Annotated in this window: 24 protein-coding genes and 1 tRNA gene; 7 read left to right on the top strand and 18 right to left on the bottom strand. The window is 42.8% G+C overall.

Annotated features, from left to right (window positions below):
* The first annotated feature begins 46 nt into the window (after positions 1 to 46).
* The 3 genes from istA to M301_RS07060 all read left to right on the top strand — a co-directional run bounded on the left by istA (position 47) and on the right by M301_RS07060 (position 2,658).
* Positions 47 to 1,570: an IS21 family transposase gene (istA, locus tag M301_RS07050; protein WP_041359551.1), complete on the top strand. Its 1,524-nt coding sequence runs from the start codon at positions 47 to 49 to the stop codon at positions 1,568 to 1,570.
* Complete coding sequence (istB, locus tag M301_RS07055; protein WP_013146712.1) at positions 1,560 to 2,333, top strand: IS21-like element helper ATPase IstB; 774 nt, start codon at positions 1,560 to 1,562, stop codon at positions 2,331 to 2,333. The genes istA and istB overlap by 11 nt, the downstream gene beginning before the upstream one ends.
* 118 nt (positions 2,334 to 2,451) lie before the next feature.
* Complete coding sequence (locus M301_RS07060; protein WP_013148080.1) at positions 2,452 to 2,658, top strand: hypothetical protein; 207 nt, start codon at positions 2,452 to 2,454, stop codon at positions 2,656 to 2,658.
* 151 nt (positions 2,659 to 2,809) lie between these two features.
* Here M301_RS07060 and M301_RS07065 read toward each other — a convergent pair.
* The 6 genes from M301_RS07065 to M301_RS07090 all read right to left on the bottom strand — a co-directional run bounded on the left by M301_RS07065 (position 2,810) and on the right by M301_RS07090 (position 7,349).
* Positions 2,810 to 2,899, bottom strand: a tRNA-Ser gene (locus M301_RS07065).
* A 63-nt stretch (positions 2,900 to 2,962) separates the two neighbouring features.
* Complete coding sequence (locus M301_RS07070) at positions 2,963 to 3,511, bottom strand: peptide deformylase (protein WP_013148081.1); 549 nt, start codon at positions 3,509 to 3,511, stop codon at positions 2,963 to 2,965.
* 5 nt (positions 3,512 to 3,516) lie between these two features.
* On the bottom strand, positions 3,517 to 4,278 hold the full coding sequence (locus tag M301_RS07075) for an S-methyl-5'-thioinosine phosphorylase (RefSeq protein WP_013148082.1): 762 nt from the start codon (positions 4,276 to 4,278) through the stop codon (positions 3,517 to 3,519).
* Positions 4,279 to 4,416: 138 nt separating this feature from the next.
* The gene (locus tag M301_RS07080) at positions 4,417 to 4,830 is read right to left on the bottom strand and encodes a nuclear transport factor 2 family protein (RefSeq protein ID WP_013148083.1); all 414 of its coding nucleotides are present in this window, start codon (positions 4,828 to 4,830) and stop codon (positions 4,417 to 4,419) included.
* A gap of 25 nt (positions 4,831 to 4,855) precedes the next feature.
* On the bottom strand, positions 4,856 to 5,494 hold the full coding sequence (gene narL, locus M301_RS07085) for a two-component system response regulator NarL (RefSeq protein WP_013148084.1): 639 nt from the start codon (positions 5,492 to 5,494) through the stop codon (positions 4,856 to 4,858).
* 70 nt (positions 5,495 to 5,564) lie between these two features.
* A complete protein-coding gene (locus M301_RS07090) occupies positions 5,565 to 7,349 on the bottom strand; it encodes a histidine kinase (protein WP_049770015.1) in 1,785 nt (594 codons plus the stop codon).
* A gap of 111 nt (positions 7,350 to 7,460) precedes the next feature.
* Between M301_RS07090 and M301_RS07095 the strand changes: the two genes are divergently transcribed.
* Positions 7,461 to 8,822, top strand: coding sequence for a PAS domain-containing protein (locus M301_RS07095; protein ID WP_013148086.1), 1,362 nt, complete (start codon positions 7,461 to 7,463; stop codon positions 8,820 to 8,822).
* A gap of 20 nt (positions 8,823 to 8,842) precedes the next feature.
* On the opposite strand, the gene M301_RS07100 is transcribed toward M301_RS07095, so the two are convergent.
* The 10 genes from M301_RS07100 to M301_RS07145 form a co-directional block, all read right to left on the bottom strand.
* The gene (locus M301_RS07100; RefSeq protein ID WP_013148087.1) at positions 8,843 to 9,883 is read right to left on the bottom strand and encodes a heme-dependent oxidative N-demethylase family protein; all 1,041 of its coding nucleotides are present in this window, start codon (positions 9,881 to 9,883) and stop codon (positions 8,843 to 8,845) included.
* 66 nt (positions 9,884 to 9,949) lie between these two features.
* A complete protein-coding gene (locus M301_RS07105; protein ID WP_013148088.1) occupies positions 9,950 to 10,903 on the bottom strand; it encodes a PDR/VanB family oxidoreductase in 954 nt (317 codons plus the stop codon).
* Positions 10,900 to 11,496, bottom strand: a complete 597-nt coding sequence (locus M301_RS07110; protein WP_013148089.1) for a dimethylamine monooxygenase subunit DmmA family protein — start codon at positions 11,494 to 11,496, stop codon at positions 10,900 to 10,902. The genes M301_RS07105 and M301_RS07110 overlap by 4 nt, the downstream gene beginning before the upstream one ends.
* A gap of 2 nt (positions 11,497 to 11,498) precedes the next feature.
* Positions 11,499 to 12,620, bottom strand: coding sequence for an aminomethyl transferase family protein (locus M301_RS07115; RefSeq protein ID WP_041359376.1), 1,122 nt, complete (start codon positions 12,618 to 12,620; stop codon positions 11,499 to 11,501).
* Positions 12,621 to 12,827: 207 nt separating this feature from the next.
* Positions 12,828 to 13,793: an electron transfer flavoprotein subunit alpha/FixB family protein gene (locus M301_RS07120; protein WP_013148091.1), complete on the bottom strand. Its 966-nt coding sequence runs from the start codon at positions 13,791 to 13,793 to the stop codon at positions 12,828 to 12,830.
* 2 nt (positions 13,794 to 13,795) lie between these two features.
* On the bottom strand, positions 13,796 to 14,590 hold the full coding sequence (locus M301_RS07125; protein WP_013148092.1) for an electron transfer flavoprotein subunit beta/FixA family protein: 795 nt from the start codon (positions 14,588 to 14,590) through the stop codon (positions 13,796 to 13,798).
* Between the two features lie 25 nt (positions 14,591 to 14,615).
* Entirely contained in the window at positions 14,616 to 16,046 is a 1,431-nt protein-coding gene (locus M301_RS07130) for a hypothetical protein (protein WP_013148093.1), read from the bottom strand.
* A 1-nt stretch (position 16,047) separates the two neighbouring features.
* On the bottom strand, positions 16,048 to 18,174 hold the full coding sequence (locus tag M301_RS07135) for a heterodisulfide reductase-related iron-sulfur binding cluster (protein ID WP_013148094.1): 2,127 nt from the start codon (positions 18,172 to 18,174) through the stop codon (positions 16,048 to 16,050).
* Between the two features lie 128 nt (positions 18,175 to 18,302).
* On the bottom strand, positions 18,303 to 20,495 hold the full coding sequence (locus M301_RS07140) for an oxidoreductase (RefSeq protein ID WP_013148095.1): 2,193 nt from the start codon (positions 20,493 to 20,495) through the stop codon (positions 18,303 to 18,305).
* Positions 20,496 to 20,688: 193 nt separating this feature from the next.
* Complete coding sequence (locus M301_RS07145) at positions 20,689 to 22,386, bottom strand: APC family permease (protein ID WP_013148096.1); 1,698 nt, start codon at positions 22,384 to 22,386, stop codon at positions 20,689 to 20,691.
* 410 nt (positions 22,387 to 22,796) lie between these two features.
* Between M301_RS07145 and M301_RS07150 the strand changes: the two genes are divergently transcribed.
* Genes M301_RS07150 through M301_RS07160 form a run of 3 tightly spaced genes read left to right on the top strand, consistent with a single transcriptional unit; the run spans position 22,797 to position 24,619 of the window.
* Positions 22,797 to 23,216: a group II truncated hemoglobin gene (locus M301_RS07150; protein ID WP_013148097.1), complete on the top strand. Its 420-nt coding sequence runs from the start codon at positions 22,797 to 22,799 to the stop codon at positions 23,214 to 23,216.
* Positions 23,217 to 23,245: 29 nt separating this feature from the next.
* On the top strand, positions 23,246 to 24,313 hold the full coding sequence (locus M301_RS07155; protein WP_013148098.1) for a DMT family transporter: 1,068 nt from the start codon (positions 23,246 to 23,248) through the stop codon (positions 24,311 to 24,313).
* Between the two features lie 21 nt (positions 24,314 to 24,334).
* A complete protein-coding gene (locus M301_RS07160) occupies positions 24,335 to 24,619 on the top strand; it encodes a hypothetical protein (RefSeq protein ID WP_013148099.1) in 285 nt (94 codons plus the stop codon).
* A gap of 179 nt (positions 24,620 to 24,798) precedes the next feature.
* Here the strand turns inward: M301_RS07160 and ribBA are convergent, their stop codons facing one another.
* Complete coding sequence (gene ribBA, locus M301_RS07165; protein WP_041359919.1) at positions 24,799 to 25,875, bottom strand: bifunctional 3,4-dihydroxy-2-butanone-4-phosphate synthase/GTP cyclohydrolase II; 1,077 nt, start codon at positions 25,873 to 25,875, stop codon at positions 24,799 to 24,801.
* 102 nt (positions 25,876 to 25,977) lie between these two features.
* Entirely contained in the window at positions 25,978 to 26,853 is an 876-nt protein-coding gene (gene folE2, locus M301_RS07170) for a GTP cyclohydrolase FolE2 (RefSeq protein WP_013148102.1), read from the bottom strand.
* Between the last annotated feature and the right edge of the window lie 143 nt (positions 26,854 to 26,996).

Raw genomic sequence — 26,996 nt, forward strand, 5'->3', positions numbered from 1 at the left:
CACGTACCGATACTATTCTGCTCAAGCTATGAGCAGGAGAATGGGAGTGATCACCGTGGAACTATTAAGTGTAATCAGACGCTGGCATTTGCGTGATCAAATGTCGATTCGTGAGATTGCTAAAAGGACTGGCTTATCTCGCAACACCATCAAGAAATACCTGCGCAATGACATTGTTATCCCTCAATATATGGGGCAAGGACGTGTCAGCAAATTAAGTCCCTATCTAGACAAGCTGCAGCAATGGCTTAAAACCGAATCCAATCGCGGGCGTAAAGAACGGCGTAGCGTAAAGCAGCTCTATCATGACTTAGTCAAGCTGGGTTACCTTGGTTCTTATGACCGCGTGGTCGCCTATGCCAAGCAATGGCGACTGCAGCAACAGCAACTGGCTGGCACCATCGGTCGCGGTGCTTTCATTCCTCTGACATTCGCCCCTGGTGAAGCCTTTCAGTTCGATTGGAGCGAGGACTGGGCTATCATCGGCAACGAGCGCACGAAACTACAGGTTGCCCATTTCAAACTTGCTCACAGTCGCGCCTTTTACTTGCGGGCTTATCCACTACAAACCCATGAGATGTTGTTCGATGCACATCATCGCGCATTCTTATGCTTAGGTGGCGTTCCTAAGCGCGGCATCTACGACAACATGCGCACTGCAATTGATAAGGTTGGCCGTGGTAAACAACGCACCGTGAATGCAAGGTTTAAAGCCATGACCAGTCATTACCTGTTTGAAGCTGAGTTCTGCAATCCAGCCTCTGGTTGGGAGAAAGGCCAAGTTGAGAAGAATGTGCAGGATGCACGACATCGGCTGTGGCATCAAGCGCCACCATTTGCCAGTTTGGAAACGCTGAACGATTGGCTGACCGAAAGCTGTATGGCCTTATGGCAGCAAATCACCCATCCGGAAGATAGACAACAAACCATTGCAGATGTTTGGGAATTGGAGCGCCAGATGCTAATGCCCGTGCCTCAATCCTTTGATGGCTTTGTGGAGTACACCAAGCGTGTCACACCAACTTGCTTAGTCAACTTTGAACGAAATCGTTACAGTGTGCCAGCCTCTTTTGCTAATCGACATGTGAGTTTACGTGTCTATGCAGATCACTTAACCATGGTGTCAGAAATGGCTGTCATTGCTGAACACAAACGCATCATCAATCGTCATCATCGCAGTAGCGTGACGTGTTATGAATGGCAGCACTACTTGAGTGTATTGCAGCGTAAACCTGGTGCCTTACGTAATGGCGCACCATTTACGGCATTGCCTGAGGCATTCAAGCAACTGCAAACCAAGTTATTAAAAAGAGCTGGAGGTGACAGAGAGATGGTCGAAGTACTGTCGCTGGTATTGCATTATGATCAGGCACAAGTACTCGCTGCGATTGAAGAGTCATTGGCATTAGGCGTAGCGTCTAAACCGAACATCCTTAATATATTAAGGCGAATGATCAGTCCTGCGCCGCCGCCATTAGCAGATACGCCGCAACGTTTGTCATTGAATGAAGAGCCTATCGCAAATGTTGAACGTTACGATGGCTTAAGGGAGGTGCGTCATGCAGCATGAGGTGATGATGACCACTTTAAAAGGATTAAAGCTGTATGGCATGGCACAAGCGGCAGATGAGCTTCATCAACAAGGCGTACCTAGCTACGAATCAGCCCAACTCATATTAGGCAGCCTGTTAAAAGCTGAAATAGCAGAACGAGAGATACGTTCAATTAACTATCAAGTCAAGATTGCGAAGTTTCCAGTCTATCGTGACCTGACTGGTTTTGATTTTAGCCAGAGTTCAGCAAACGAACCTTTAATTAAGCAATTGCACCGGTGTGCCTTTACTGAAGATGCGCAGAATGTGGTACTGATTGGAGGACCTGGTACAGGTAAAACCCACTTAGCTACAGCCATTGGTGTTCAAGCGATTGAGCATCATCTAAAACGTGTACGTTTCTTCTCTACGATTGAATTGGTCAACACATTAGAGTTAGAGAAGGCTGCTGGCAAACAAGGACAATTGGCGTTTAGGCTGATGTATGTAGATCTAGTAATTTTAGATGAACTGGGATATTTACCATTCAGCCAAGCAGGTGGTGCTTTGTTGTTTCATCTACTGAGTAAGTTGTATGAACATACCAGCGTCATTATCACGACTAATTTAGGCTTTGCTGAATGGGGTAATGTCTTTGGAGATCAAAAGATGACAACGGCATTATTAGATCGCTTAACGCATCGATGCCATATTGTTGAAACAGGCAATGATAGCTTCCGCTATAAACACAGTACTGCACACAGTCAAAAGGAGAGAGACATCAAGATACCAACCCAATAAATTTATGCTAAATTAACAGCTAAGGGTGGGTCAATTTTAAATGCAATTGGTGGGTCAGTTATTAATGCAATTCAACACCGCACTAACTCAATAACATTTTTATAGAAAGAAATATTTTATGACAACTCCAGTATTCACCTACTCAACACAGAACGGCAAACGTGTAGTCTCAGTAGATGGAAGCTTCAAGCATCCTACAGACCGCACTACAGCTCCAGCAGGTACACATGATATTAAGACAACTCTTACAGGTGGTAAGTTAATCAGTATCGCAGGTGATTTGTATGAGCCGTTAGATGTAGCAGCATCATTGAATAAAATCTAATAGACAAGTATTTTTAAGATTCTCTGTAAAGGGAGTCTTAGGGATGCAATATTATTAAATTAATTTATTACTTTTGATGTGGTAAAAGCATGTGGTAAAACTGGAGACTTTAAACCCTGTAAGTGCTTGATTCTATTGACTTTAGGGTGATTGGCGGAAGAGGTGAGATTCGAACTCACGGTGGGCTCGCACCCACGACAGTTTTCAAGACTGTAGCATTAAACCGCTCTGCCACTCTTCCTTCATTTCCGCATCAATTTCAGCGAAAGCAGGATTATAGCAAAGAATTTGTAATATGGAAGCCTCAATCATCAATAATATTTTGTCCGGGGAAAAACACTTCGGTATAGCCGAAATCTTTTAGATTTTTAATTCGCATTGGATATAGCACGCCATCCAAGTGGTCACATTCGTGTTGCACTACACGAGCATGAAAGCCGCTTACTAACCTGTCGATAGGATTTCCGTATTGATCGAAGCCTGCGTAATGTAAACGCAGATAACGCGGTACTATGCCTCGCATGCCCGGCACAGATAAGCACCCTTCCCAACCATCTTCCACATCGTCACCTATTGGTGTAATAACTGGGTTGATGAGTACGGTATATGGCACTGCATCAGCATCTGGGTAACGTGGATTTTTATTTTCATCAGAAGATTTTTGGCCAAAGATAACCACACGTAAGCTTTCGCCTATCTGCGGTGCCGCAATACCCGCGCCGTTCATTGCCTGCATGGTGTCTTCCAAATCTTGAATCAAGCTATGTAACTCAGGTGTATCAAATTTTTCAACTGGAGCGGCTTTGAGCAACAAACATGGTTCACCCATGCGTAACACTGGTTTAACTGCCATCTTGTTTAAATATCCTTTTGCTTAAACCCGTTTTGTTTAACGAGTTGCGCAATAATGTTGCGAACTCGCACCATCGTTTGATTTAAATTATCGACTAACTCTTCGTATTGAATGCCGTGCAGACTATCACCGCGCCCTGCTGCGTGGTTAGCCACAGGGCAAATAGCAGCATAACTTATACCTAACTCACGAGCGAGTGCAGCCTCTGGCATACCTGTCATACCTACCATAGTAGCGCCGTCGCGCTCAAGCCTGTTGATTTCAGCGGCAGTTTCTAATCGCGGACCTTGTGTAGTGGCGTAAATGCCAGTTGTGATTAAAGTCTCGCCAATCTCTTTGGCTGCTTGCTCCCATTTGGCACGTAAGTTTGGGCAATATGGCTCAGTAAAATCAATATGCTTAACCGGTAAATCAATACCATCAAAATATGTATTTTTTCGGCCGTGTGTGTAATCTAAAATTTGATGAGGCATGGCAATTACACCTGGCGCTAAGTCTTTATGAATACCGCCTACAGTGGCAACAGCTGCAATTTCAGTGACGCCTTGTAAATGTAAGGCTGAAATGTTGGCACGATAATTGACTTCATGCGGCGGAATGGTATGCCCGTTACCGTGACGCGCTAAAAACACTACTTCACGACCTTCAATTTTGCCAAATATGAGTGGCTGTGAAGGCTCGCCATAGGGTGTACGTACAATCAAACGTCTTGTGATTTCTAAATTATCTAACTGAGTTAAACCTGTACCGCCAATAATTGCTAACATTACTTACAACCTATCTATGTGTATATCTATCACTATGGCATGAGGAAACGTTGGTTGGCAAGTCCGAGAGGCTTTCAATTACCTTATATAACTTCAGCGAGGATAGTTAATTACAATTGAAAATATATGATTAAAACGTTAAGCCTTAACGGCAAACGATTTTAAAGTAGTGAAAACTTCCGTTTGAATTAACCATTCTCCATTTTCATGCATTTGCCATTTTGCTGAATAAACTCCACCCACCAAAACAACTCTTTGATTTAGAAAGTATTTCCCCGCCCAGCTTCCACGCTCTTCAGCACATGCAAATTGCTTACGAACACTTAAACCTGTTGTTCGTCTTCTATAACAAACAATAGGGTCAGAACTAAATGATTCTGACCAGCGCCGATGCTGTTCATGTATTCCTCTTGACTGAACACCTCGTCCTGTCATCACAAAATAGTCTGGGGCAAAGAACCTACAAATTGCATCTACATCTCGATGCAAAATAGCGTCGTTATAACGTCTTCTTGCCTTGCAAATTTCGTGTTGGGGATCTAGATTTTTCAATTGATTAACGTCCAGCCGACTTGGTCTATTTTTTTCTATGTGCCCAAACGGCTGCTTCTAGCCGACTGGTTAACTTTAGCTTACTCAGCAAATGTTTGATGTGTACTTTAACGGTTGTGTCACTGATGCCTAAAGAACGTGCAATAGTCTTATTGTTCAAGCCATTTGCCAAACACTCGAGAATTTCTCTTTCACGCTCAGTCAATGAAACCTCTTCCTCGCTTCGGCTTAAAGATGGACTAATTAGCGCGTTTTTAAGAATTTCCGTAAGGCTCTCATGTAAAACTGTAACGCCTGACATTGCCTTTTTTAAATTATCACAAAGGTCTTCTGGTTCCATGTCTTTTAATAAGTAGCCATCAGCACCTGCACGCAAAGCCTCGAGTAAATCCGCTTCAGCATCTGACACGGTTAGCACAATACATTTCGATTCTAGCTTTGCCTCTTTAATACGAGAGAGCGTTTCGATACCATTCATGCCCTTCATGTTTAAATCAATCAACGCTAAATCTGGCTTCAACTGCTCTGCTAATAACAAACCCTCAGCACCAGAAGCAGCCTCGCCAATGACAACGAACGCTGGATCTGCCGAGATCATTTGACTGACGCCCCGACGGAATAAAGCGTGATCATCGATAATAATGACAGATGTAGGTTTGGTCATATTGCTCTCCACTTTTCTAAATTTATTTTTATTTATGCTTTGAATTGATACTAATCTCGTTATTTATTGCTTATTTTGGATGAAATAACAGTCTGACACGCGTTCCACCAAGTCGCCTAGGGAGAATGTCAATTTTTCCACCTAAGCAATGTGCACGCTCCGTCATAATCGCCAAGCCGTAGTGGTGCGGCTTAGTCTTGTCAAACGCTACGCCGTTACCATCATCATCAATTGTCACTATGACGTCTCCAGATGACTGTAAAACGAGTGCAATGGTGACTTTCTCAGCGCCTGAATGTCGCACGATGTTTGACAATGCCTCTCGAACCACATGCAATAAATGAAACTCCTCATTGACGCTCAGCCGACATTCTTGCAAACGATTATCAAGCGTAATATTCAAACTTGACCTCTGTGAGAACTCTTCAATGGCTTCTTCAAGCACATGATCAAGCCCACGAACGTCCATCTGCACTCTAAATGTAGTCAGTAACTCTCGTAATTCTCGATAGGCATTATCTAAGCCCTCACGCATATCATTGACGATAGTATCTGCACCAGATTCAATCAATTGTGTTCCAAAGTTAGTCTGCAAACGTGCAATTTGAAACTTCATATACGACAATGACTGTGCGAGTGAGTCATGTAACTCTCTAGCTATAACCGCCCGCTCTTCTAGTAATGCCACGCGACGACTTTCCTGCTCTTTGGCTTGGAATCCCATCGACAAAGCCAACATCTGAGCGGTTACTTCAAATAACTGTAATTCAGTGTCCTCAAAATAATGATTAGCCTCTGTCTCTAATAATAATATACCCAACCAGCCATTGGGACTTGGTAAAGGGATCGTCACGCATTGCACACATTCACCTTTAATTAATTTGGTTTCATGATTAACCAAAGTCTGATTATTACTTTCATCAAACATGTTTTCATCAAAAGTCAGTGGCCAATAGCTAGAAAATAGCGCACGTTGCGCTGAGATTCTTGATCCTTTTTCACTAAAAACCAATGCGGCATTGCTAACGCCTAAAGTGCGCTCAAGTGAATAAAGCGTCTTTTTGATTGTAAGCTCACTCAGCCCAGAGTTTCCAATCAACTTAGTTAGTTTTAACAAAAAATCCTGAGAAAGAATCATTTTCCGCATCTTTTCAGTACTGGTTTTATTGATCCACTTGGTTTCCACTTGAATGCCTTCAAGGCGGGCAGCCATTTCAGCTGATAACCTTTCTAGCAACTCAAACTCATCATCAAATTGCTTATTACCTTCGCTTAAAATTAAATCATTTGGAACAGAAGCGATTATTTTACCGAGTCGATTGACTAGGATGCTCCATGACATCAACATGATGCACGCCCCTATGCAAAAAACGAGTACTAAGCAAACTAGTTGAAGTAAAGAAACTAAAGACTGCTTAATGACAATATCTTTTTCAGCAGAAGAAACAAAGTCGTCGTATGCCTTAATAACGCCTTGCCCCTTATCGACTAGTATTGCTTGGGAATCTCCATGCACTCTTGCATCAGCAAAATCTTTTCGGGCAGATAATAATTTTTTGTATGCAATATCTAACTTTGTATCTTTTTGATTTTTAGCCCATGAATATAAAACATCTTCAAATTCATTTTGACTCTCATTGAGTCGGTTAAAGATTTCTTCCTTGCGATTAAAGTTGCTTTCTAGTTGGCTTACCCCTAACTTCCAAACGGATTGATCCTGATAGGCACGATGAATGACGGAGAGATGATCGGGAATGTAGTCAAACAAAAATAATGACCCTGCTTGCATCAACAGAACCGTCAAGACCATAGAAACAACTAATGCATGTAAATTTGCATAAAGCTTATGTTTCATGACAAATTTACGTATTAATTTAAGAATATTCAAAATATTTTGCATATTTGCTCTGGTTCTTTTTATACTCTAATACTGTCATATTACAGCTTCAAAATTGGGCATAACGTAATGAGTATATTTATTTTTTCTACGCTAATCATTGGTATTATTTTCTTTGTGATACTGGGTTCATGGTACAACATTCAAGGACCTTTTTTACTACATGTTGTCATGTTAATTTCAACAGCGGTTGCTATATTTTCTGCCGCACTGGTGATTGTCATTCAGCCCTTATTCACCTCAAAAAAATCTCGCATCAATCAAAACTTGAATCAAGAAGCTGCATGGGGTCGAGAAGTTTCTAGCACACTCTCTTCACCAGCAGCCATGCTAGATGGATATGTTGTTAAATTTATCAATACACCATTTCTCCAAATGCTAGGTATGGCCGATATGGCAGATCAGATTATCGGCATGCCCTTTACTAATTTGATACATCCAACAGATCACCAAAGTTTTGCGAATCTCAACGCAGAGGCGACAACTGGTAAAACTAAAAGTGACCCAACAAAAATTCGACTAATTTGCGCTGATGGTACTACTTTGCCTTCGAACGCCAGCCTCACCCGCATGCGCGAAGATGGTCAAAATAGCCTTACACTTTTTCAATTCACACCAATTTCTGCAACTAGTCCACTCACTAACGATTTTGAGTCTCAGTTTAATTACCACCTCATTATCGATAGGCTGGAGGAAATCGTTTTTCAACTGAGTGCTGAAGGGAGAATAATTTTCCTTAATCCGGCATGGGAAAGTTTACTTGAGCTCAAAGTTCAAGATTGCCTAAACAAATCACTTTTGGACTTTTTTCATCCCGAAGACAGACCTATGCTAGAAGCCAGACTTAACTCCTTAACGCAAGGTAAAAGACCTAACTGCACTCTAGAAGCTCGGCTTCTTTCTGTTCACGGCTTCCCTAACTGGGTTGTTATGCGCGCTAAAACCACCTCTGCATCTGCTGGTGAAAGAACTAGCGTCATCGGCACCATGACCAACATCCAAAACAATAAAGAGGCTGAAGCAAGCGTATTAGCGAGTCGTCGTGCATCTAATTCTTTATTAAGCCATATCCCTGCCTTAGTCTATCGAGGTAGAAATGACCGTTTTTGGACATTTGAATATGTGAGTGACGGTTGTATCGACCTCACTGGTTATGATCCTCAAGACTTTCTTAACAGTAATAACCTTAATTTCAATTTAATTATTCACCCAGATGATCGAGCTGACGTATGGGAATCAGTGAATCAGCAACTCGGTCTAAGTGAAAAGTTCAAACTCATTTACCGCATTGTTACTCGTAAAGGTGAGACTAAACTCGTACAAGAATACGGGCGAGGCATATTCTCTAGCACAGGTGAGCTGTTAGCTCTGGAAGGATTTATTACCGAAATTCCAGAGCAACAATATCGAGTGAAATCGCTACTTCATTAAGTGTGAAGTAGCGATAAAAATTACTCAGGTTGTGTTCCTACAGCCATAGCTGAACCATCATCAAACTGAGAAAGCCATTCAACCATCATTGGATGAAACTTTGTCATGCCCTTATATTCAATCAGGTCTGGGTGCATGGTCTTTTGAACGCGATGCAAACGCTTTGCCCATCTTGGATAGCTAGAAAGTTCTCTTAAACTCATCAAATAACAGCGAATACTGAAAACAATTCCATTGCTACGTGGCAATCTAAATAAAGACTGTAACTCCACACGAAGATGCACTTTGTCTGCAACATTCTCAGGATTTACCGTATTTCTATCTGTACCCCACAGCGGATAGTTTTCAGGTGAAGTGTCCAAACGTGGATTCACTGTCATCGTCCAGTTAAGTCTACGTACTGGACTACCCAATTGTAGATTAAGCAAATATTTAAGCGCTCTATCCATCACACCTAGTTCAGTCGCCCGTGGCACTGGCGCATGCCACTCTCTCCATGACATTCCCACATCAAACGCTAAAGACCAATCGGCCTGACTGGTCACAAAACCAGCATCTGCATATAAGGTTTCATCACGTTGGTCGAGTAACACGAAGTCACCCTGCACTTGTTTGCTCATAAATTCAAATGGATCCATAGGCATCGTTGAAGCATCGCCAAATACGAAGCTTTGCTTAATGTTTAAGGGTTTGTTTTCCCATGTCCAATTTAGGCCCTCTTTTTTTAAAGAAAAATGTTCAGGGTAATCATTGGAAAGCGCTTCCATGGTCAGTTCAACAAAGTCCCATTGCGCATCCATCATGTGCGGTAAAGCTGCATATCTACCACGATCTAGATCTAGCGTTAGCTGCTTGTCTAAGCATTCCCCAACATAGTGCTCATCTACATCAAAAGCGAATTCAGAAACGCTACCAGTCTTACCTTTAACGTGCGGCTCTATATTGACCGAGTACATATACTGATCTTCTGCAAACGGAAACGGAAAGCGTTTAATTGCATTAGGAGAGTTACTGTATTTATAGTCATTGCGAAATGTTTCTTGTTTAAATGCTAACGCCATTTTATTCACCTTAATTTTCAATTTTCAATATCAACTGGTCTTAAAACATCAAACTATTCTCGTGATCTAAAGATCCAAAACCAATCGGTCACATCTAGCGCGAGAGACGCAAGGCATGATTTTTTTACCAGCAGCTTTTTCTGCATCGGTTAAAAAATGATCGTGGTGCAACAGCGCGCCATCTGATTCAAGCACATTGACCTCACAACGCCCACAAACGCCACCTCGACACAAGTAATCCGCCTCGACACCAGCAGCTTCAATAGCTTCCAGCATGCTCATTTCTGCAGGGACATGCACTTCAATGTTAGATTTCGCCAGTTGGATTTTAAATGGCTCGCCGATACCTGGTGACAGGAACTGTTCGCTATGAATATGGTTTTCAGGCCAGCCCAAGTTTCTGGCAGTTTCGATGACTGCAACTACCATAGGATTTGGCCCGCAAACATAGACGTGTGTGCCTAATGGTTGTTTGCTTAACAAGGCAAGTAAATCAAGGCGCTCACCTTTGCTGTCCGCATAACAATGAAGTTTGTCGCTGCAAATGGCCTTTAATTTGTCTGCGAATGCGCCATGTTCAGGGGATCTGAATGCATAGTGCAATTCAAAATTTGCATTCAATCTGTTCAAATCAATCAATTGCGACATGAATGGCGTAATGCCAATTCCGCCAGCAATCAATATATGTTTATGGGCTTTTTTGGCCAGTGAAAAAAGATTCACAGGATAAGTGATTTGTAACGAGGTGCCAACCTCAACGTTTTCATGCATAAACACTGAGCCACCTCTAGACTGCTCTTGCTTGCGAACTGAGATATGGTAAGCGTCAGTATCTGCTGGCGAACCCATGAGCGAGTATGGGTTGCGGTGCACCCTTCCGCCGACATTCATGGATACAACTACATGGCTTCCACCTGAAAATGCAGGAAATGGTGAGCCATCCCTTTTAACAAAAGTGAAATGCTTAACTAGTGGCGTTACTTGCTCGACGGCAGCAACTTTGATGTCAATCATACTCATGGATATATTTCCTCAATTTCTGGTAATTCACCTGGCGACTCAGCGTCGATCATCAAGCCCATGTAAGCGCCCAACTGACGAGAAAAGTGATCGCGAACGAAAAGCATGCGGCCACAGCCGCTACACTCCCCAATATTAGTTGTGACGCCATGTGTTGTCGCTTTGCAATGTACGCAATAGATAGGTCTTGCCAAGGTACCAGTCAGCTCTTTCATCATGCCGGCATCTTCAATGCCGAATTTATTCGCTACCTTCGCTACTGACCACATAAAATCCTCAGAGCCTGCAATATATAGACGCATGCCCATACACATACCCTGCAATACACTCTCTAACTTAGCTAAAACTTCTTGCTCAGCCTCTAATATATGCAAGCCCTCGGGCACTACTTTAACAAGCGTTTTAGAGTAATCTGCCTCAGCATAGGGTGTATATAACACCGTGATTGCTTGCTTGGGATGCATCAACTGAAATAGCTTCAAAACAGCCATTCCGCCCTGACCTTGTGCTACCACTAAATGCGAGGTCGCTTTTTCATGCCACAACAATGAAGTATAGACAGGCTTACTTCTAATCCAATATCCACGTTCCATGACTAACCTTTCACTCTTTCAGGATAGGTGCGGATGCGCATAGGGTCATAAAATGGCGTTTGAGCCACTCTTGCCTTGCAGGTGGATTTTTTACCGACTATTTCTACCTCAGTACCAATTGCTGAGTATTCAGGTTTGATATGCATCATCGCGATGGATTGCATTAAATATTGACTGTAACTGCCGCTAGTCACTACACCAACTTCAACACCATCTTTCATGATCTTGGCGCCAGCTTCAACTGCGCTTGCGCTCTGACAAACTACACCGCCTTGCTTAACGCGCTCCTGACCTTTTGACTTTAATACCGCCGCTTTGCCTGTATATTCAACTGCTTTATCAAGATCAATAGCCCAGCCTAAACCTGCCTCCCAAGGCGTTGTGTCACCTTCAGGCATTTCAAATGGGAAGAACTGCAGCGCGGCTTCTACACGCGTTAACTCTAAGCAATTCCATGATGCCGGCAGGATGCCAAATGGCTTCCCAAGCTCAAGAATTTTGTCCCAAATGGTCACAATGTCTTTTGCAGTACTATAAATCTCGTAACCACGTTCAGCCGCATATCCGCCACGGCCAATAATCACGTCAATGCCAAATATCGTTGTTTTTACAAAACCAAAATAGGGCAATTCAGACAATATAATGCCAACATGTGGGGTAAGAATTTCAAGAGATTTCGGGCCTTGTAATGACAGCACATGCGTATCATTATCTTTTTGAACTGTAATATTTTTGCCAGCAGACAACTTACGTAGATTGTCTGGCGTTTTACCACTTCCATGAGAGACTTTAAACTCATTGGCGCCTAGACGAATAATCATAATGTCGTCACATAAAACACCAGCATCATTCACTTCTACTGCGATAATTCCATTATTGACCTTAAGCTTAGTGATATCTTTGGCAACTATCGCATTTAATACCGCCTCGGCATCAGCGCCAGTGACATCCACAAGATTAAGTGCTGAAACATCAAATAAGCCTGCACGACTACGCACCGCAACCGTTTCTTCATTTGGGTCAGTGTGATAACTCCAAGGAATAGCCATATCATTCCATGTGTCGCCATCTAAATTTGATCCAAGCGCCGCGTGTCTACCGTTGAGAATAGAATTTCGCATTATTTTCCTTACTTAATAAGATGTAATTGTTAAGAGATTGATTACACATTATCGGAATAGAAATTCAGAGAAAATTCTCTTGAAGGTGTACTACTAAGGAGGTAGTAAATACAGTAGGATGGATTTAGACGAAATTAAGGAAAATGGCGTGTAGCCTAGATCTTAGCCGCACGCCATTTGTAGAGTTTAATACTTGTAATTCTTTTGTTACTAAGCAGCTAATTGACTGTTGAGTTCTTCTTCAAAATCAAAAATATCTGCAACGATACCGTACTTAGCAATAGTGAAAATTGACGCGCTTGGGTCAGTATTCACAGCAACAATAGTCGGTACATGTTTCATACCAGCCATATGCTGAATCGAACCAGAAATACCCAAAGCTACATAAAGTTTGCATGAACCAACAACCTTACCTGACTGTCCGACTTGCCTTGATTTTGGTAACCAGCCAGCATCGGCGATAGGCCGTGAGCAACATAAAGTAGCGCCAGCTGTTTCCGCTAACTCTCTAAACTGCTCAACGTTGGTTTCTTCGCCAATACCACGGCCGATAGACATAATAAAATCAACAGTTGTAATATCAATATCATTACCACCACCCTGCTCTACAAAGTTTTTATTTTGGCTGCGTGACTGAACAGTTGGTAAGTCAAAGCTGCTCACAGCTGGGCTGCCTGAACCTTCTAAAGGCTTAAACACGCTGGCACGAATGGTCATGACCACAATACTCTTACCTGGAAAGTCCACTTCAACGTTCACTTTTTGATTATAACCGCCACGCGTTGCGACTAAATCACTGCCTTGATATTCGACGATGAACACGTCTGTAGCGAATCCATAACCGGCTTTACTTGCTAATGTAGCAGCATAACCAAGTGAGTCGACTGAGTGTGGTAACAAGACGACGCTAGGCTGTTTAGCCTCAATCAGCGCTGATACAGCGGCTTCATAAACATCAGGATCGAATTCTGGAACTGGGGCTGGAATAGTCAATATCTCATCTATACCACTCACAGATAACGCTGCTGTGAATGTCTCAGCCTGACTACCGACAACCGCAACCAAAACTTTGTCATCTGCTGATTTTTTCAAACCTTGTGCCGCAGAGATAAGCTCAAAGGTGACAGGGCGCAACTCATTACGACGGTGCTCTGCAATTACCAAAATTGTACTCATGCTTAAACTCCTTTAAATTCGTTCATAATTTGAATCAACTTAGCCGCTTGCTCAGCTATCGTGCCTTCAATCATTTCTGCACGGCCTTTAGCTGGAATATACATGCGACGAACGTGTGACATTGAGTTACCAGCCCCGACATCTGAGCCTGATAAGCCTATATCAGCCAAAGTAACTTCCTCGATAGGTTTAGCAGCCGCTTGTTTGATACCGCGCAATGAGGCATATCTAGGCTTGTTAATACCTAGCTGTATGGTTAATACTGCTGGGCAATTAATCTCAACTTCTTGCAACAAGCCACCTTCTAATTCGCGACGAATCACGGCACTTTTGTTACCCGGTTGATACTGCAAATCAGCTACCACTGCAGCATGTGGCCAATTGAGATAAGCTGCTGTTGAAATGCCTGTTGAGGCATAAGCTTGGTCAGATGACTGCACGCCAGCAAATATCATGTCTGGCGCTTCTTTCTTAGCAATGGCAGCAAGAATACGGCCAATGGCAATCGAATCAGAACCTTCAATACTGTCATCCCAAACTCTGATGGCACGGTCAGCGCCTTTAGCTAAACATTTACGCAGACTCTCATCAACGCGATCTGGTCCTACGGAAACTACCACCACTTCGACTTCTGTCGTGCCAGCTTCTTTGATTTTCATGGCTTCTTCAAGTGAAAAGTCATCCCACTCGTTTAAGTCATACAAAAGAAAATCTTCATCAACATCTTTTTCATCCGCGCGGATTTCAAAATCTTCATCTAATGCCGCAACTTGTTTTACCGCAACTAAAATTTTCATGCTTCTCTTCTCCTTGAAACTTATATCAATAACTGCTTTTTATAAAACTATTCGCAAAATATCTAAATGCGGTAAATCTGACCTGAAAATCTGGATCGAAACACAAATGCCATTTATCTTTATCTTTCAACTTAGTGTTAGCAACTAGCATTAACCGATGTAAATAATAGGCATCCTCTAACAATGGTAGTAAAGTCAACCGCTTAGCACTCTGGTTTAAAATCACGCCACGCCTTACATCCGCTTCTGTAGAAGCGGTTAACTTCTTCAACAACTTCTGCGGCGTATTGGGGTTATTCGCCACACCACTCAACACATCTACCGCTGTATCTTCCGCAAGCTCTACCAACAACTGCTTGGGAGCTCTGCGCTGATAGGCAACTGCAGAACGTACCCAATAATCCTCATCTTGAGCTAATACTCGTAACAACTTGACTGAGCATTTAGCGTTTCTTGCCACGCCCCTTCGCACATCCGCTTGCAGGTCTTGAGACAACTTAGCCAATACTCTGTATGGAACAATCGAATTACGTGCTAACTTCTGCCTGACCCATACATCCGGGTCATTTATTAAGCTGTTAATACTATGTGCTGTTAAATCACTTCTTGATGCAACAGCACGCCTGACCACATCACTATCATCAGTTGCTAAGGACTTAATCACATCCTTCGATGCTGACAAATTTGAAGCCACCGAACATCGCACCGATTTATCCTGATGTAAGCTCAAGCGACTGATTACCTCATTACTTAAGCGCCTATCCGCCGCTAATTGCCGTTGAATCAAGACACTTTCTTCTTGCACTGCTTGATCTATCAGTCGCTGCGAACAATTGGTATGACCAATCACCGCAGCTTTTACATACACATCACCTTTGTCATACAACTGCTCAAGCAACTGAGGAGAGGTAGATGGATGCTCACTTATATTTTTTTGCAATGCCTCTAGTATCGAACTCGACTCAAAGCGACTTAGCAACATACTTAGCACTTCACTGTTTGCCGCCAAGTTTTTACTCACGGCTAACAAACTTGCTTCATCACTTTCAAACTGCGCAATACTCTTCAAAACAGCCAGTGATGCATGCCGATGTTGTGCAACTAAAACAGTTAAACCTGAACCACTTTTACTGCTTAGTCTTTTACTACCTAGACTTTCAGCAACATAAAGCTTAGATATCGCTTGAGCTGGCGTATTCTGGTTCTTGTCTAATCTAACAACTATCGCCTCGTCTGAAGCGCCACAAAGCGCTTCTAACACTGATGCTGGCGTGTGCTCCCATCTAGCTAGTGCCAAGGCATCTCGACGTTTACTAAACATGATCTCTTCCAACTTGCGCCTAACTTTTCCTGCTGCAATCACATGAACAGCAGAGGCACTGTATGGATCTCCAAGATTCAATGCTAAACTCACTAATGCTGCAGCACTTCCAGAAAGTTGTATGTCAAGCTTCATCTCAAGCTGTCACAGCACTATCTTCCCAAACTTCATACTCAATACACTCGTCAATTAGCTCAATCAGTTCACGCACCACAAACTGTCCTTCGAAGCCTGATGTTTTAAGTGCATCCTCAAACATCGTGAGATCTTTCGGGCATGACACCACAAACACCTGCAAACCTTCGATTTGTCCAGCTTCTTTCATACGATTAGCTGAAGGTTTTTCAATACCGACTGGATCAGGAATCCAGATGCGACCACCACCAGCACCACAGCAGAATGAGTTGTCACGGTTACGTCCCATTTCAACTAATTCACAGCCCAATAATTTAATCACTTCACGAGGTGCATCAAAGCCTTTGTTATAGCGGCCTAAGTGGCATGGGTCATGAAAAGTGACGCGGTAATCAAGCTTTTTCTTGAGCTTGACTTGACCAGTTTCAATGAGGCGTTTCACCAAAGTTGTATAGTGTTCAATTTCAAACTTCCCACCAAAATCTGGATACTCATTGCGGATCGTATTGAACGAATGTGGATCCGTTGTCACGATAGAGGCAAAGTCACAAGATTGCAGCGTGCCGATATTGGACGAAGCCAGCAGTTCATATAATCCTTCCTCACCAACACGACGCACATCGTTACCAGCATTCAATTCAGACTCAAAAAGTAAGCCGAAATTAACCCCTGCGTGATGCATTAGTTTGGCGAACGACTGCGTGACCTTTTGGTTGCGAGGATCAAAAGACGCGTAGTCTCCAACAAACCACAACACATCGACTGGTTCTGCACGTGCATCTTTAATTTCAAATGGAAGCTCTTTAGTCCAATTCGCTCTCTTACGTTTAGATTCACCAAATGAGTTACCGGTTTTATGGATGGTTTGCAGTGTTTTTTCTAGTAAAGGCTCCATTTCACCAGCTTCAACAAGATTGCGTCGCATCTGTACGATAATTGGCACATGTTCCACTGCTACTGGACAAATCTCCACACAAGCCAAGCAAGTGCGGCAAGACCAGAGCGTTTCCATAAACACTTGCCCTACATCTTTACCGTGAATATCCAGCTCTGCTTCTTTAGGCAGCTCTTTAGCGCTCAATGCATGATTGGCAAACTCACGTAAAGAAAGAATCACATCTCTTGGCGACAATGGCGCGCCAACGGCATTAGCCGGACAGGCTTCTTGGCATCTGCCACATTTAGTACATGCATCAAGATGCAATAAGTTTTTCCAAGTCAGGTCAGTAATCGTCTTATAACCAGCCGTTTTCTGGTCGTCTGGTACTTTAGGCAATCTTCTACCCGCTAGTGGATCTTTGAACATCAAAGACGCCGCAGCGGTGAAAATATGTTTGATTTTTGTGTACGGAATACAGGCAATAAATGTCAGTGAAAGTAATCCGTGAAACCACCATAAGTATGGGCGGAATGCGCCAGCGCTTTCAGATGTCATGCCTAGTGCCTGCATGATGTGCGCAAGCAAAGCGCCCACTGGCGACCACATACGATAATCCCAAACCGCTGGACGATCATTGAGCCAAACTAAACGTGTGGCTTCTAAAATAAAGCCCGTGATGCCTATTAGGATGAATGACCAGAGAAATGCCCAATCTTCGCGGCGATATTGGCTGCGATCAAAGTCGGGATCACCTTCTTGTCTATCCACTCTTTTGTAATCAAGCTTAGGTAAGTGGAGCCATTTACGTCTATACATCATATAGATAAGGCCAACAATTAAACCTAGACCAGCCAAATCCAGCACTAGTGAGAATAATAAGTAAAAGTTACCGTACCAAAACTTAATGCCAAACAGTGGCTCCAGAATGTCATATTCCAGCGTAATGGTAGATGTGCCTATAAACAACAATACGAAGCCCAAGAATATTAGGCCATGTGCACGCCCTGCGCTTTTGTCACGTCGCACCAAGGTACGATGTGTCGCCATCGTTTTAACCATCTCAACAAAACGTTTAAACAGATCACTCCATGAACCATCTGGTTTGCCACGGCGATATTTACGAATCTGAACATAGACACCGTAGATGAAAACTGCAATCGCCAAATAACCTATGGCATAGAATAAATGTATCGCCTGTGGCTGGAAGTTCTCAAACAGCACTCGGGTGATTTCTTTAGAATTATCCATTTAGCTCCGCCTATTGATGGGTATTAAGTATTGTTATTTTTAGAATTTGTATTTTTTTGAATGAATGTATTTAAAAGGGTTTAATCAAGCTCGCCGTAAGGCATTACGACGAGCTTGATCAGTCCAATCTAAACTTTGTACTCGATTTTGAAGGTACCACCAGGCATATGCGGTGCGCCCCAAACAGCTACTTCACGTTTGTATGGCACTGCGATTTGCGGGTTAGCCTCTTCAATCTCACGTGCTACACGATGACCTGTAAAGGTTGCATCAGCAATCAAGCGTGGCGCTTCAGCATCACCAATCAAATAGATACCTTTGATGTCGTTGGCTGCCCACTCGGATTCGCGTGCTTTAAGTTCATTCCATAAAGCATTTTCTGAATGGCGACCTGTGACTAGAATCAATGAATCAAACTCTAACCAACGGTGAGTTGTGTTTGCATCGCGAGGTGAAACGCCAGGGCCGCGATAGGTACGTTTAGAACCATCACCCCAGATGTTGTAGATTTCAAGACGTCCGCTTTCAATTTTTGAGCAGAAATGATCACCAATTTCTTCAACATGCAGCTCATGCAAGCGACGCATCATGTTTGGATACTCAAGCGTAAAGTGCATGTAATTCGCCATATGCACGCCAGAAACCACAGTCACTTCATGACCTGCTGTTGCTAATTTCTCAGCTAAACTCGGTGCCATGAAATAAGTATCTGCGTTTAATATCACGACGCGTTTACCGATTTTCTTTTTACCTTCTAGCACTTGTTCAGGCGTCAATTGATCTGGCAATGAGGCATCTGCACCCGGAATAGCGTCGTGTGTTAAGCAGTTATTACCATCTGTGTTCCAAGAAGAACCTGTCGCGATGATGACTTTGTCCGCACCATACTGCAACACTTCGTCGGCTGTGATTGGTTTTTGACCAAGTGCAACCTGACTTTCTTTGTTCTTTTTCACCAATTTAGTGATTTGTGTTTCACGATAGTCGCGGTGATAACTCCACTCGCCCAAACCTGGCAATGTTGTCACTGAGTTTAAATGACCGCCAATTTTTTCAGCTTTGTCATACAAATGAACTGTGAAGCCTTGCTCTAACAACACACGTGCGGCTTCTGAACCTGATGGGCCTGCACCCACTACGAGTACTGAATCTTTTGATTTGGTTTTAGGGAATTTCTCTGGGTGCCAACCACGGCGATACTCTTCACCAGCTGTCGCGTTTTGTGTACAGATCATTGGAGGACCACCGATTTCCCAACGGGAGATACAAACGTTACAACCGATACATACACGAATATCGTCATAACGACCTTGCTCAATTTTTTGTGGCAAGAATGGGTCGGCAATTGAAGGGCGTGCGCAACCGATAATGTCTGCATAGCCTTTGGTCACAATCTCAGTCATTTTTTCTGGATCTACGAAACGACCTACGCCCAATACTGGTTTCTTAGAAACTTGTTTAACAAATTTAGTCCAAGGCACTTGGTGACCTTGTTGGTAGAAACGTGATGGGCCTGCATCTTCGCCCCACTCAGCGATATCGCCAACATCCACGTCCCACAAATCAACCAATGGATCAGCCAATTCTACGAATTTCATGCCGTCAACTTCAACTTCTATTTGACCTGGACCATACACAGTATCAACTGCAAAACGTGTTGCAATGGCACATTCACTGCCAACTGCATGTTTAACTTTTTCTAAAGTTTCTAACCAGAAACGTGCGCGATTCTCTAATGAACCACCGTATTTATCAGTACGTTTGTTGTAGTATGGATTTAAGAATTGAAGTGGTAAGTATGAGTGAGCGCCATAAACATAAACAATATCAAAGCCAGCATCGCGTGAGCGTTTAGCGGCATCTACATAATATTGCTGAACTTGAGCGATGTCGCTAAAGTCCATTTCTTTACAGTACGATAAGGTTTCGAATTCTGAAGCATATTGGCTTGGTCCACGAGGTGTTGCACGTGACTCCATATTTGGTGCATGTGCACCGCCGTACCATAGCTCTACCCCTGCAAGCGCACCGTACTTATGCACTTCATCCGTCATTGCACGTAAATTACGTACATCGCCTTCATCCCAAATACGTGCTGACAAACGATGTGTATCATCTGATTCAGGGTTGATAGAGCAATATTCAGTGTTCATTGCCGCCCAGCCGCCTTCGGCTTTCATTGAGCGATGCGCTGCTTGGAAACCTGGTTTATCTGAACCAGCACCAATACAGTGTGGGACTTGATAGAAGCGATTGCGTAAAGTTTTTGGGCCTATTTGAATGGGTTCAAACAGAATGTCATGTTTTGGATCACGTGCCATATTACTCTCCGATGTGTTTAGGAATTTACTGTATGGCTATTCTCAATCTGATGCGCTATCTAAACAATTACCCTCATGGCTTACTACTTAGGTGTTACTCAAAAGTAACCTGTAATTACAATAAAAAAGCGAGCGGACAATATGTCCGCTCGCTTTGTAGATAGCCTAATTGATTAACTGAAAATACTGTTAATTACAGGCTGTGTAAGAACCACACCAATCCAATACCTGCAGCTAATGCAATGTATGGCAGTACACCAGCTCTATTGGCCACGCCATCTTCATGCTCATCTAAATGCATATCCTCCAACATCTGTTTAGGGAATACGCCTTTATCCTGAATGTAGTGACGGTAGACGAATACAGGAAGAATCAAGGCAGCAAATAACAAGCCGACTTTCAATGTTCCAGCACCCCATACATCAGCACCTAAACCCATGATACTCAGGTTAACGAAGCCAAGAATGCCACCTAATACCAAGAGTATTGTCGGCGCTTTATATGGCCTATCCCATTTTGGTCTGTCAATGCGATGGATCCAGCCAGAGTTAAGGTTAAGGAAGTTAAAAATGATATAGCCTACGTTTGATGCTGCAAGAATAAACACATAATCTGACATCATCAAAAGCAGTAGATTGAAGCAAAGATCCGTCCACATCGCTCTTGTAGGTGCGCCATGATCATTGACATGAGACAAGTACTTAGGCAACCATCCATCAACAGATGCTTGGTATAAGGTGCGTGAAGAACCCGCCATGGAAGTCATGATAGAGAGCATTAAAGCTAATACCATCATAATCACCATCACATTAGCAACAAAAGCACCACCACCTACAATACCTGAGAATGCTGCAGCCACACCCATACCACTGTAGATTGAAGATTCCAACATGCCATCATATACCGCTGGAGTAGTGACTACACCAGCCGCATCAACGACAGCAGGTGTCACCATATGGCCCAAACCTAAATGACTTTGGAAAGCGATTGGCACTAACGTAAATACAGCCACGCAAAGCAGACCTGAGTAGAAAATAGCCTTAAAGGTATCTGTTTTTGGATTTTTGAATTCACGTGTATAACAAACTGCAGTTTCAAAACCGTAGGTAGACCACGCAGCGATAAACAGCCCACCTGCCATTAGCTTCCAACCTTCTATACCCCATACGCCATCAGTCACATTACCTGCTGCGTCATGCGCTAGGGGTGCTAGTGGGAAGAAGTTAGCTTGAGAGATGTCACCTGTCATCAATGGCACTAATCCAATTAACATCAATGGAATCAATGCAATCACGCCAAGAATCATGGTTGTTTTAGCTGAACGCAAAATGCCGCCATGCTGAACAGCAAATACCGACAGCAGAACAGCCGCGCCGACAATAAACGTTGCGTTTATCCTCAGTACCAGCCCATCTTTAACCATACTCAAGTCTAATAATGTGATCTGCCAAGTATTAATCACAGCATCTGGCGCGAATAAGGCACTCAACATATAGCCTGCTGCAAGCCCAGAACCAATGGCTAGCACCGGTGACCAAGCAAACCAATTACACCAAACAGAAACTGGTGCAATAAACTTACTGTACTTTACCCATGCAACCGCACCATAAATTGAAGCACCACCAGACTTATGTGGAAACAAACCTGCAATTTCAGCATAAGTAAATGCTTGAATAAAACCAAAAGCGATGGAAATCGCCCAAATCATCCATGCTGGCTTGCCTACTGTTGCAGCAATCGCACCAATTGAAAACAGAACAAGTGCCGGAACGCCACTCGCCACCCAGAATGCGCCTTGCCAGCCAATCTTTCTATGTAACGTTGCATTTTGTGCTGCAACGTTTTCCGAAAGATCAGCTGATATCGCATCAACCGCAGAATTTACACTCAATTTAAGTCCCCTTTTATAAAATTCCCAATACAACCCTAATACCGCTAAAGCTAAATACGCTTTGTAGAGTTGCCCACCTGGGTGAAGCAATAAAATCAGCCCGTGTCACCTATTAAATAAAACACATATCAAAAAAACATCTATAAATAAAATATCTACGGAGTCTAAAAAAACTTTCCGCATTGGTTTACATTTGATGACAATCATAAGTTGAGTACAATTCTCATAACGGATTACTCTTAAAGTAGTAGTTTGCCAAACACTAGCCCCTGTTCATTGTGCGCTATATTTTTCCCAGCCAAATACTTCTTAAGTATTACACCTTCAAGATAGTGTTTATTCGCAATTCCTCTGTTTACTATTACGTCGTGCATATAAGCTAAACAACAGCCTCAAGAAAGCGACGAAAGATGAATATTCAGCCTGTAATCAGTGATACTGCAAATAGCTCTTTATATGATCTTGTTGGCGGAGAGACTGGCGTTTTAAACCTAGTAAAGGTTTTTTATGACATTGTTGAAACTGAAAATTTTGCTCATAAGTTGCTTTTATTGCATCTACGCGGCAACGGCTTAGCGCACTCACGTCTAGAACAATTCAACTTTCTTTCAGGGTTCTTAGGTGGTCCTAAGCTATATGTTGAGAAACATGGCCACTCCAATGTGAGAACCATGCACGAGCATGTAGAGATTAATGCTGAATCAAAAGATATTTGGCTAGCGTGTATGGACAAGGCAATCGATCAAGTCGGACTTGAAACGACAACAAAAAACAAGCTAATGCGAAATTTCACCGCTGCGGCAGAGCGCCTTGTGAACAGGTCTGATTAGCGATCCAATCTATCTGAAAGAGTTTTATTGTGAATAATGCCGCTCTGAAACAAGCTCTACATAAGCACTATGCTAGAAACCAACGCTGGGGCTTTATGTGGGCGCTCTGGACAGCTATCCTTTGGGGCGCCTGGTATGTGCCTGGCACGGCACTTTGGTCTGAACACCCATACGTCGATATTTCAGCGAATCAACAATCGTTAAGATTAGCAGCAACCGCAGTGATGACCTGGATACATGCCATTACCGTATTTTTCTTTTTACTAGTTTGGAATATGGTGCTAGGTAAGGTTAAAGATTACGGCCGAACGATGGTACGTTTTAGCAAAATATCTAAATGGTATGCCCTCGCCTCACTTTGCGGTGGCCCTTTAGCAATATTTGGCTCTTATATGGCGATGGGCTTTGTTGGACCTGTGTTTGCTGCAATCTCATCTTTATTTTATCCTGTCATAGGCGCAATTATTGCTAGGCTTTGGTACAAAGAAAAAATCTCGAAACGCGCTGCGATTGGCATGTGCATCATTATTTTTGGTGGCATAGTGATTTATGGCCCTAGCCTTTTTGGGGAAATGGATGCAAGCAACCCCAATGCATGGTTAGGCTATGTTGGTGGCATTATGTCAGCGATTGGCTGGGGAACAGAGGGTGCCGTTGCTGGTCGGGCAATGGATGTGTCCGACCCAGATGTTGGTATTCATTGCCGGTTCTCGTTTGAAATATTATTTTGGGGATTGCTCATATTGCCATTCCTTGCCATATTTACTGACTTACCCATCAAAGCATTGATCGTTGATACGTTTACGCATAGTAAAGCCATGTTATGGATAGTACTTGCGGCAGCTTGTCATGCTTATTGTTATACGGCTTTTTATAAGAGTTTTAGTTTAATTGGTGTAGGTCGAGGTGAAGCGATCGGCAATCTATATGCGGTTTTCGCGCTTATTTTCATCGCGGCTTTTACGCTGCAATTACCTCAATGGTATTTCATCGTAGGTTTGTTTTTAACGGTATTAGGCAGCTTTGTGATGTTCAGCGAATCAGCTGAGTCAGTTGCAGAGTTGCGCGACAACAGCGATGCCAAAGTATATTCCTAAGTATATTCGTCAGGTACATTCATGAAGTTACATCACAAAGGATTTCTATTAGTCACCATCTCTAAATCTGGTGGGATTTGGGATCAACAACTCATTGAAAAAGTGTTTTCTGAGTATGATGAGTCTGGTGACTTCAGGGAAAAAACCATACGCATTGCTCTAGATGAACTAGCTGCAGCTGGATTGATAAAGCGTATTGAGAATAAACTAGAAACAAAAAATGGTATAGCAAAGCTGCTGTTTAAATACCAAGTTTCAGATTTTGGAATAACCAGAATGGTAGATACTGGACTACTTCTACCTTAGCAAAAGGAATTGAGATGAGTGAGTTTTGGGGTTATGTGGGTGCTGATATTTTAGCAATATTGGTGATTGGTGGTGTAAGCTTTATCTGTTTAATTTGTGCCAGAGTATTTGTTTCCAACTACGGAGAATAGCGGCACTCAAAGTGCTACTATTCCAAGCACCGATATTCAACAGACAACTTAAACCTCGTAGCTTATAAACTCAGTGACTTCCAAGCCGAATCCAGCCATGCTTGGAATCTTACGAGGCTCTGCCATCAGGCGCATTTTTACCACTCCCAAATCTCGTAATATCTGCGCACCAATCCCATAATCTTTAAGCGTATATTGATTGCTAACTGGTTGACCTGCTGATTTGATTGCATGAACCATATCCTCACTTTCTTCTTGTCGTCTAAGCATAACTATGACGCCAGACTCTGCTTTGCTAATGTGCTCCATCGCATGCGGCAAACTCCAGCTGTGGCTCTTACTACTTGCATCTAACAAATCAATTAAAGTTAAAGGCTCATGCACTCTCACAAGCACACTTTGACTAGCGCTTACATTACCTTTTACAAGCGCCAAATGTGTTTCGTTGGCGGTGGCATCATTAAACGCTATTAGTTTAAACTCACCGTAAGCTGTTTCGATGTTGCGTTCAGCCACTCTAGTCACCAGACGTTCAGTCTGGCTTCTATAACTAATTAAGTCGGCAATCGTACCCACTTTCAAATCATGCTTTGCTGCAAACTCAAGTAAGTCTGGCAGCCTTGCCATTTCGCCGTTATCTTTCAATATTTCGCAGATCACAGCGGCAGGCTCAAGATCAGCAAGTTTAGCAATGTCACAGCCTGCTTCTGTATGCCCTGCTCGTACCAACACGCCACCTTTTTGTGCGATTAAAGGAAATACATGGCCAGGGCTGACAATGTCGACTGGTCGAGCATTTACATCGACTGCGGTTTGGATGGTATGCGCCCTATCTGCCGCTGAAATACCAGTAGTCACACCTTCAGCAGCTTCAATGGAAACAGTGAAGTTGGTACCCATCTTGGTACCATTTTTAGTTACCATAGGCTCAAGATTAAGCTGCTTGCCACGTTCTTCGGTCAGCGTTAAACAAATTAAGCCGCGTCCATGTTTAGCCATAAAGTTGATATCAGATGGCGTCACGAACTGCGCCGCCATGACTAAGTCGCCTTCATTCTCTCGATCTTCATCATCCAGCAGCACTACCATACGGCCTTGGCGCATTTCCTCAATGATTTCAATCATTGGGCTAATAGTGACGATAGGTTTTTCCAATAACTCAAACGAAGGAATCGTATTGACTTGCTCTAAATATTTTAGGTTAACAATGTTATTCATCTTTTACTCTCAATAGCCACTTTCGCTTGAAACACATGGACTTACAGACATAGTCTCATGTGGTTTAGCAGGTTTACCTTCCATACTTACTGCCTGCTCACTTGATATACATGCATAAGCGGAATGGTTATGTATAGACTCAAAATTCTCACATTCAATTACATAGCTTTTTACGCGTGCATCATTTTTAAATACGGTCGCAATGTCTCTCACCATATCTTCTACAAATTTTGGATTGTCGTATGCCAGTTCTGTCACATATTTCTCGTCTGGTCGTTTAAGAAGCCCGTAAAGTTCAGAAGATGCTTGCGCTTCAACCATCTTGATCATATCTTCAAGCCACATAAACTCTTTTAAGGCGATAGTAATAGTGACGTGGGAGCGCTGGTTGTGAGCGCCGTAAGCTGAAATCTTTTTAGAGCATGGGCAAAGACTGGTGACGGGAATTAACACCTTCACTTTTACATCATGTTTGCCATTTTTGATCTCGCCAATTAAAGTAACTTCATAATCTAGTAAACTTTTAACACCAGAAACTGGCGCAGATTTATTGATGAAATATGGGAAAGTCATTTCGATATGACCAGATTTCGCTTCCAATCTTATCGCCATTTCTTGCAAGATACTCTTGAAACTCTCTACCGATATTTCACGCTCATTTTCATTGAGTATCTCGACAAAACGAGACATATGCGTGCCTTTAAAATGCTTAGGCAAGTGCACGTACATATTAAACATTGCAACAGTGTGCTGAGCACTGCCAGCCTTATCTTTTACAATAACTGGATGACGTATTCCACGAATACCTACTTTATCAATCGCAAGTTGGCGAGTGTCTGCTAAGTTTTGTACATCTTGTAATGAAAAATCTATAGGCAAATTCATATGTATCTACTTTCTAAAATTACTTTATTCATACCAATCGCTTGAATAATGTACTGAGATGCAATTTAAAAACACTTAAAAAGAAGGAGGCAAGTGCAAACCCAATATGTAAACTGCTTGCCTCCTTTAAGGTTGCTACTCAA

It is taken from the genome of Methylotenera versatilis 301, from assembly GCF_000093025.1.
In the GTDB taxonomy this organism is placed as follows: Bacteria; Pseudomonadota; Gammaproteobacteria; order Burkholderiales; family Methylophilaceae; genus Methylotenera; species Methylotenera versatilis.

Coding starts and splice junctions, on each gene's coding strand:
- M301_RS07075 (WP_013148082.1), bottom strand. CDS start 4,278: ATGTTAGCAATTATTGGCGGTACAGGTTTAACTCAGTTAGATAATTTA.
- M301_RS07060 (WP_013148080.1), top strand. CDS start 2,452: ATGACAACTCCAGTATTCACCTACTCAACACAGAACGGCAAACGTGTA.
- M301_RS07110 (WP_013148089.1), bottom strand. CDS start 11,496: ATGGAACGTGGATATTGGATTAGAAGTAAGCCTGTCTATACTTCATTG.
- M301_RS07135 (WP_013148094.1), bottom strand. CDS start 18,174: ATGGATAATTCTAAAGAAATCACCCGAGTGCTGTTTGAGAACTTCCAG.
- M301_RS07105 (WP_013148088.1), bottom strand. CDS start 10,903: ATGAGTATGATTGACATCAAAGTTGCTGCCGTCGAGCAAGTAACGCCA.
- M301_RS07090 (WP_049770015.1), bottom strand. CDS start 7,349: ATGAAACATAAGCTTTATGCAAATTTACATGCATTAGTTGTTTCTATG.
- narL (WP_013148084.1), bottom strand. CDS start 5,494: ATGACCAAACCTACATCTGTCATTATTATCGATGATCACGCTTTATTC.
- M301_RS07160 (WP_013148099.1), top strand. CDS start 24,335: ATGAAGTTACATCACAAAGGATTTCTATTAGTCACCATCTCTAAATCT.
- M301_RS07120 (WP_013148091.1), bottom strand. CDS start 13,793: ATGAGTACAATTTTGGTAATTGCAGAGCACCGTCGTAATGAGTTGCGC.
- istB (WP_013146712.1), top strand. CDS start 1,560: ATGCAGCATGAGGTGATGATGACCACTTTAAAAGGATTAAAGCTGTAT.
- M301_RS07150 (WP_013148097.1), top strand. CDS start 22,797: ATGAATATTCAGCCTGTAATCAGTGATACTGCAAATAGCTCTTTATAT.
- M301_RS07100 (WP_013148087.1), bottom strand. CDS start 9,883: ATGGCGTTAGCATTTAAACAAGAAACATTTCGCAATGACTATAAATAC.
- folE2 (WP_013148102.1), bottom strand. CDS start 26,853: ATGAATTTGCCTATAGATTTTTCATTACAAGATGTACAAAACTTAGCA.
- ribBA (WP_041359919.1), bottom strand. CDS start 25,875: ATGATTGAAATCATTGAGGAAATGCGCCAAGGCCGTATGGTAGTGCTG.
- M301_RS07070 (WP_013148081.1), bottom strand. CDS start 3,511: ATGGCAGTTAAACCAGTGTTACGCATGGGTGAACCATGTTTGTTGCTC.
- M301_RS07140 (WP_013148095.1), bottom strand. CDS start 20,495: ATGGCACGTGATCCAAAACATGACATTCTGTTTGAACCCATTCAAATA.
- M301_RS07125 (WP_013148092.1), bottom strand. CDS start 14,590: ATGAAAATTTTAGTTGCGGTAAAACAAGTTGCGGCATTAGATGAAGAT.
- M301_RS07130 (WP_013148093.1), bottom strand. CDS start 16,046: ATGAAGCTTGACATACAACTTTCTGGAAGTGCTGCAGCATTAGTGAGT.
- M301_RS07095 (WP_013148086.1), top strand. CDS start 7,461: ATGAGTATATTTATTTTTTCTACGCTAATCATTGGTATTATTTTCTTT.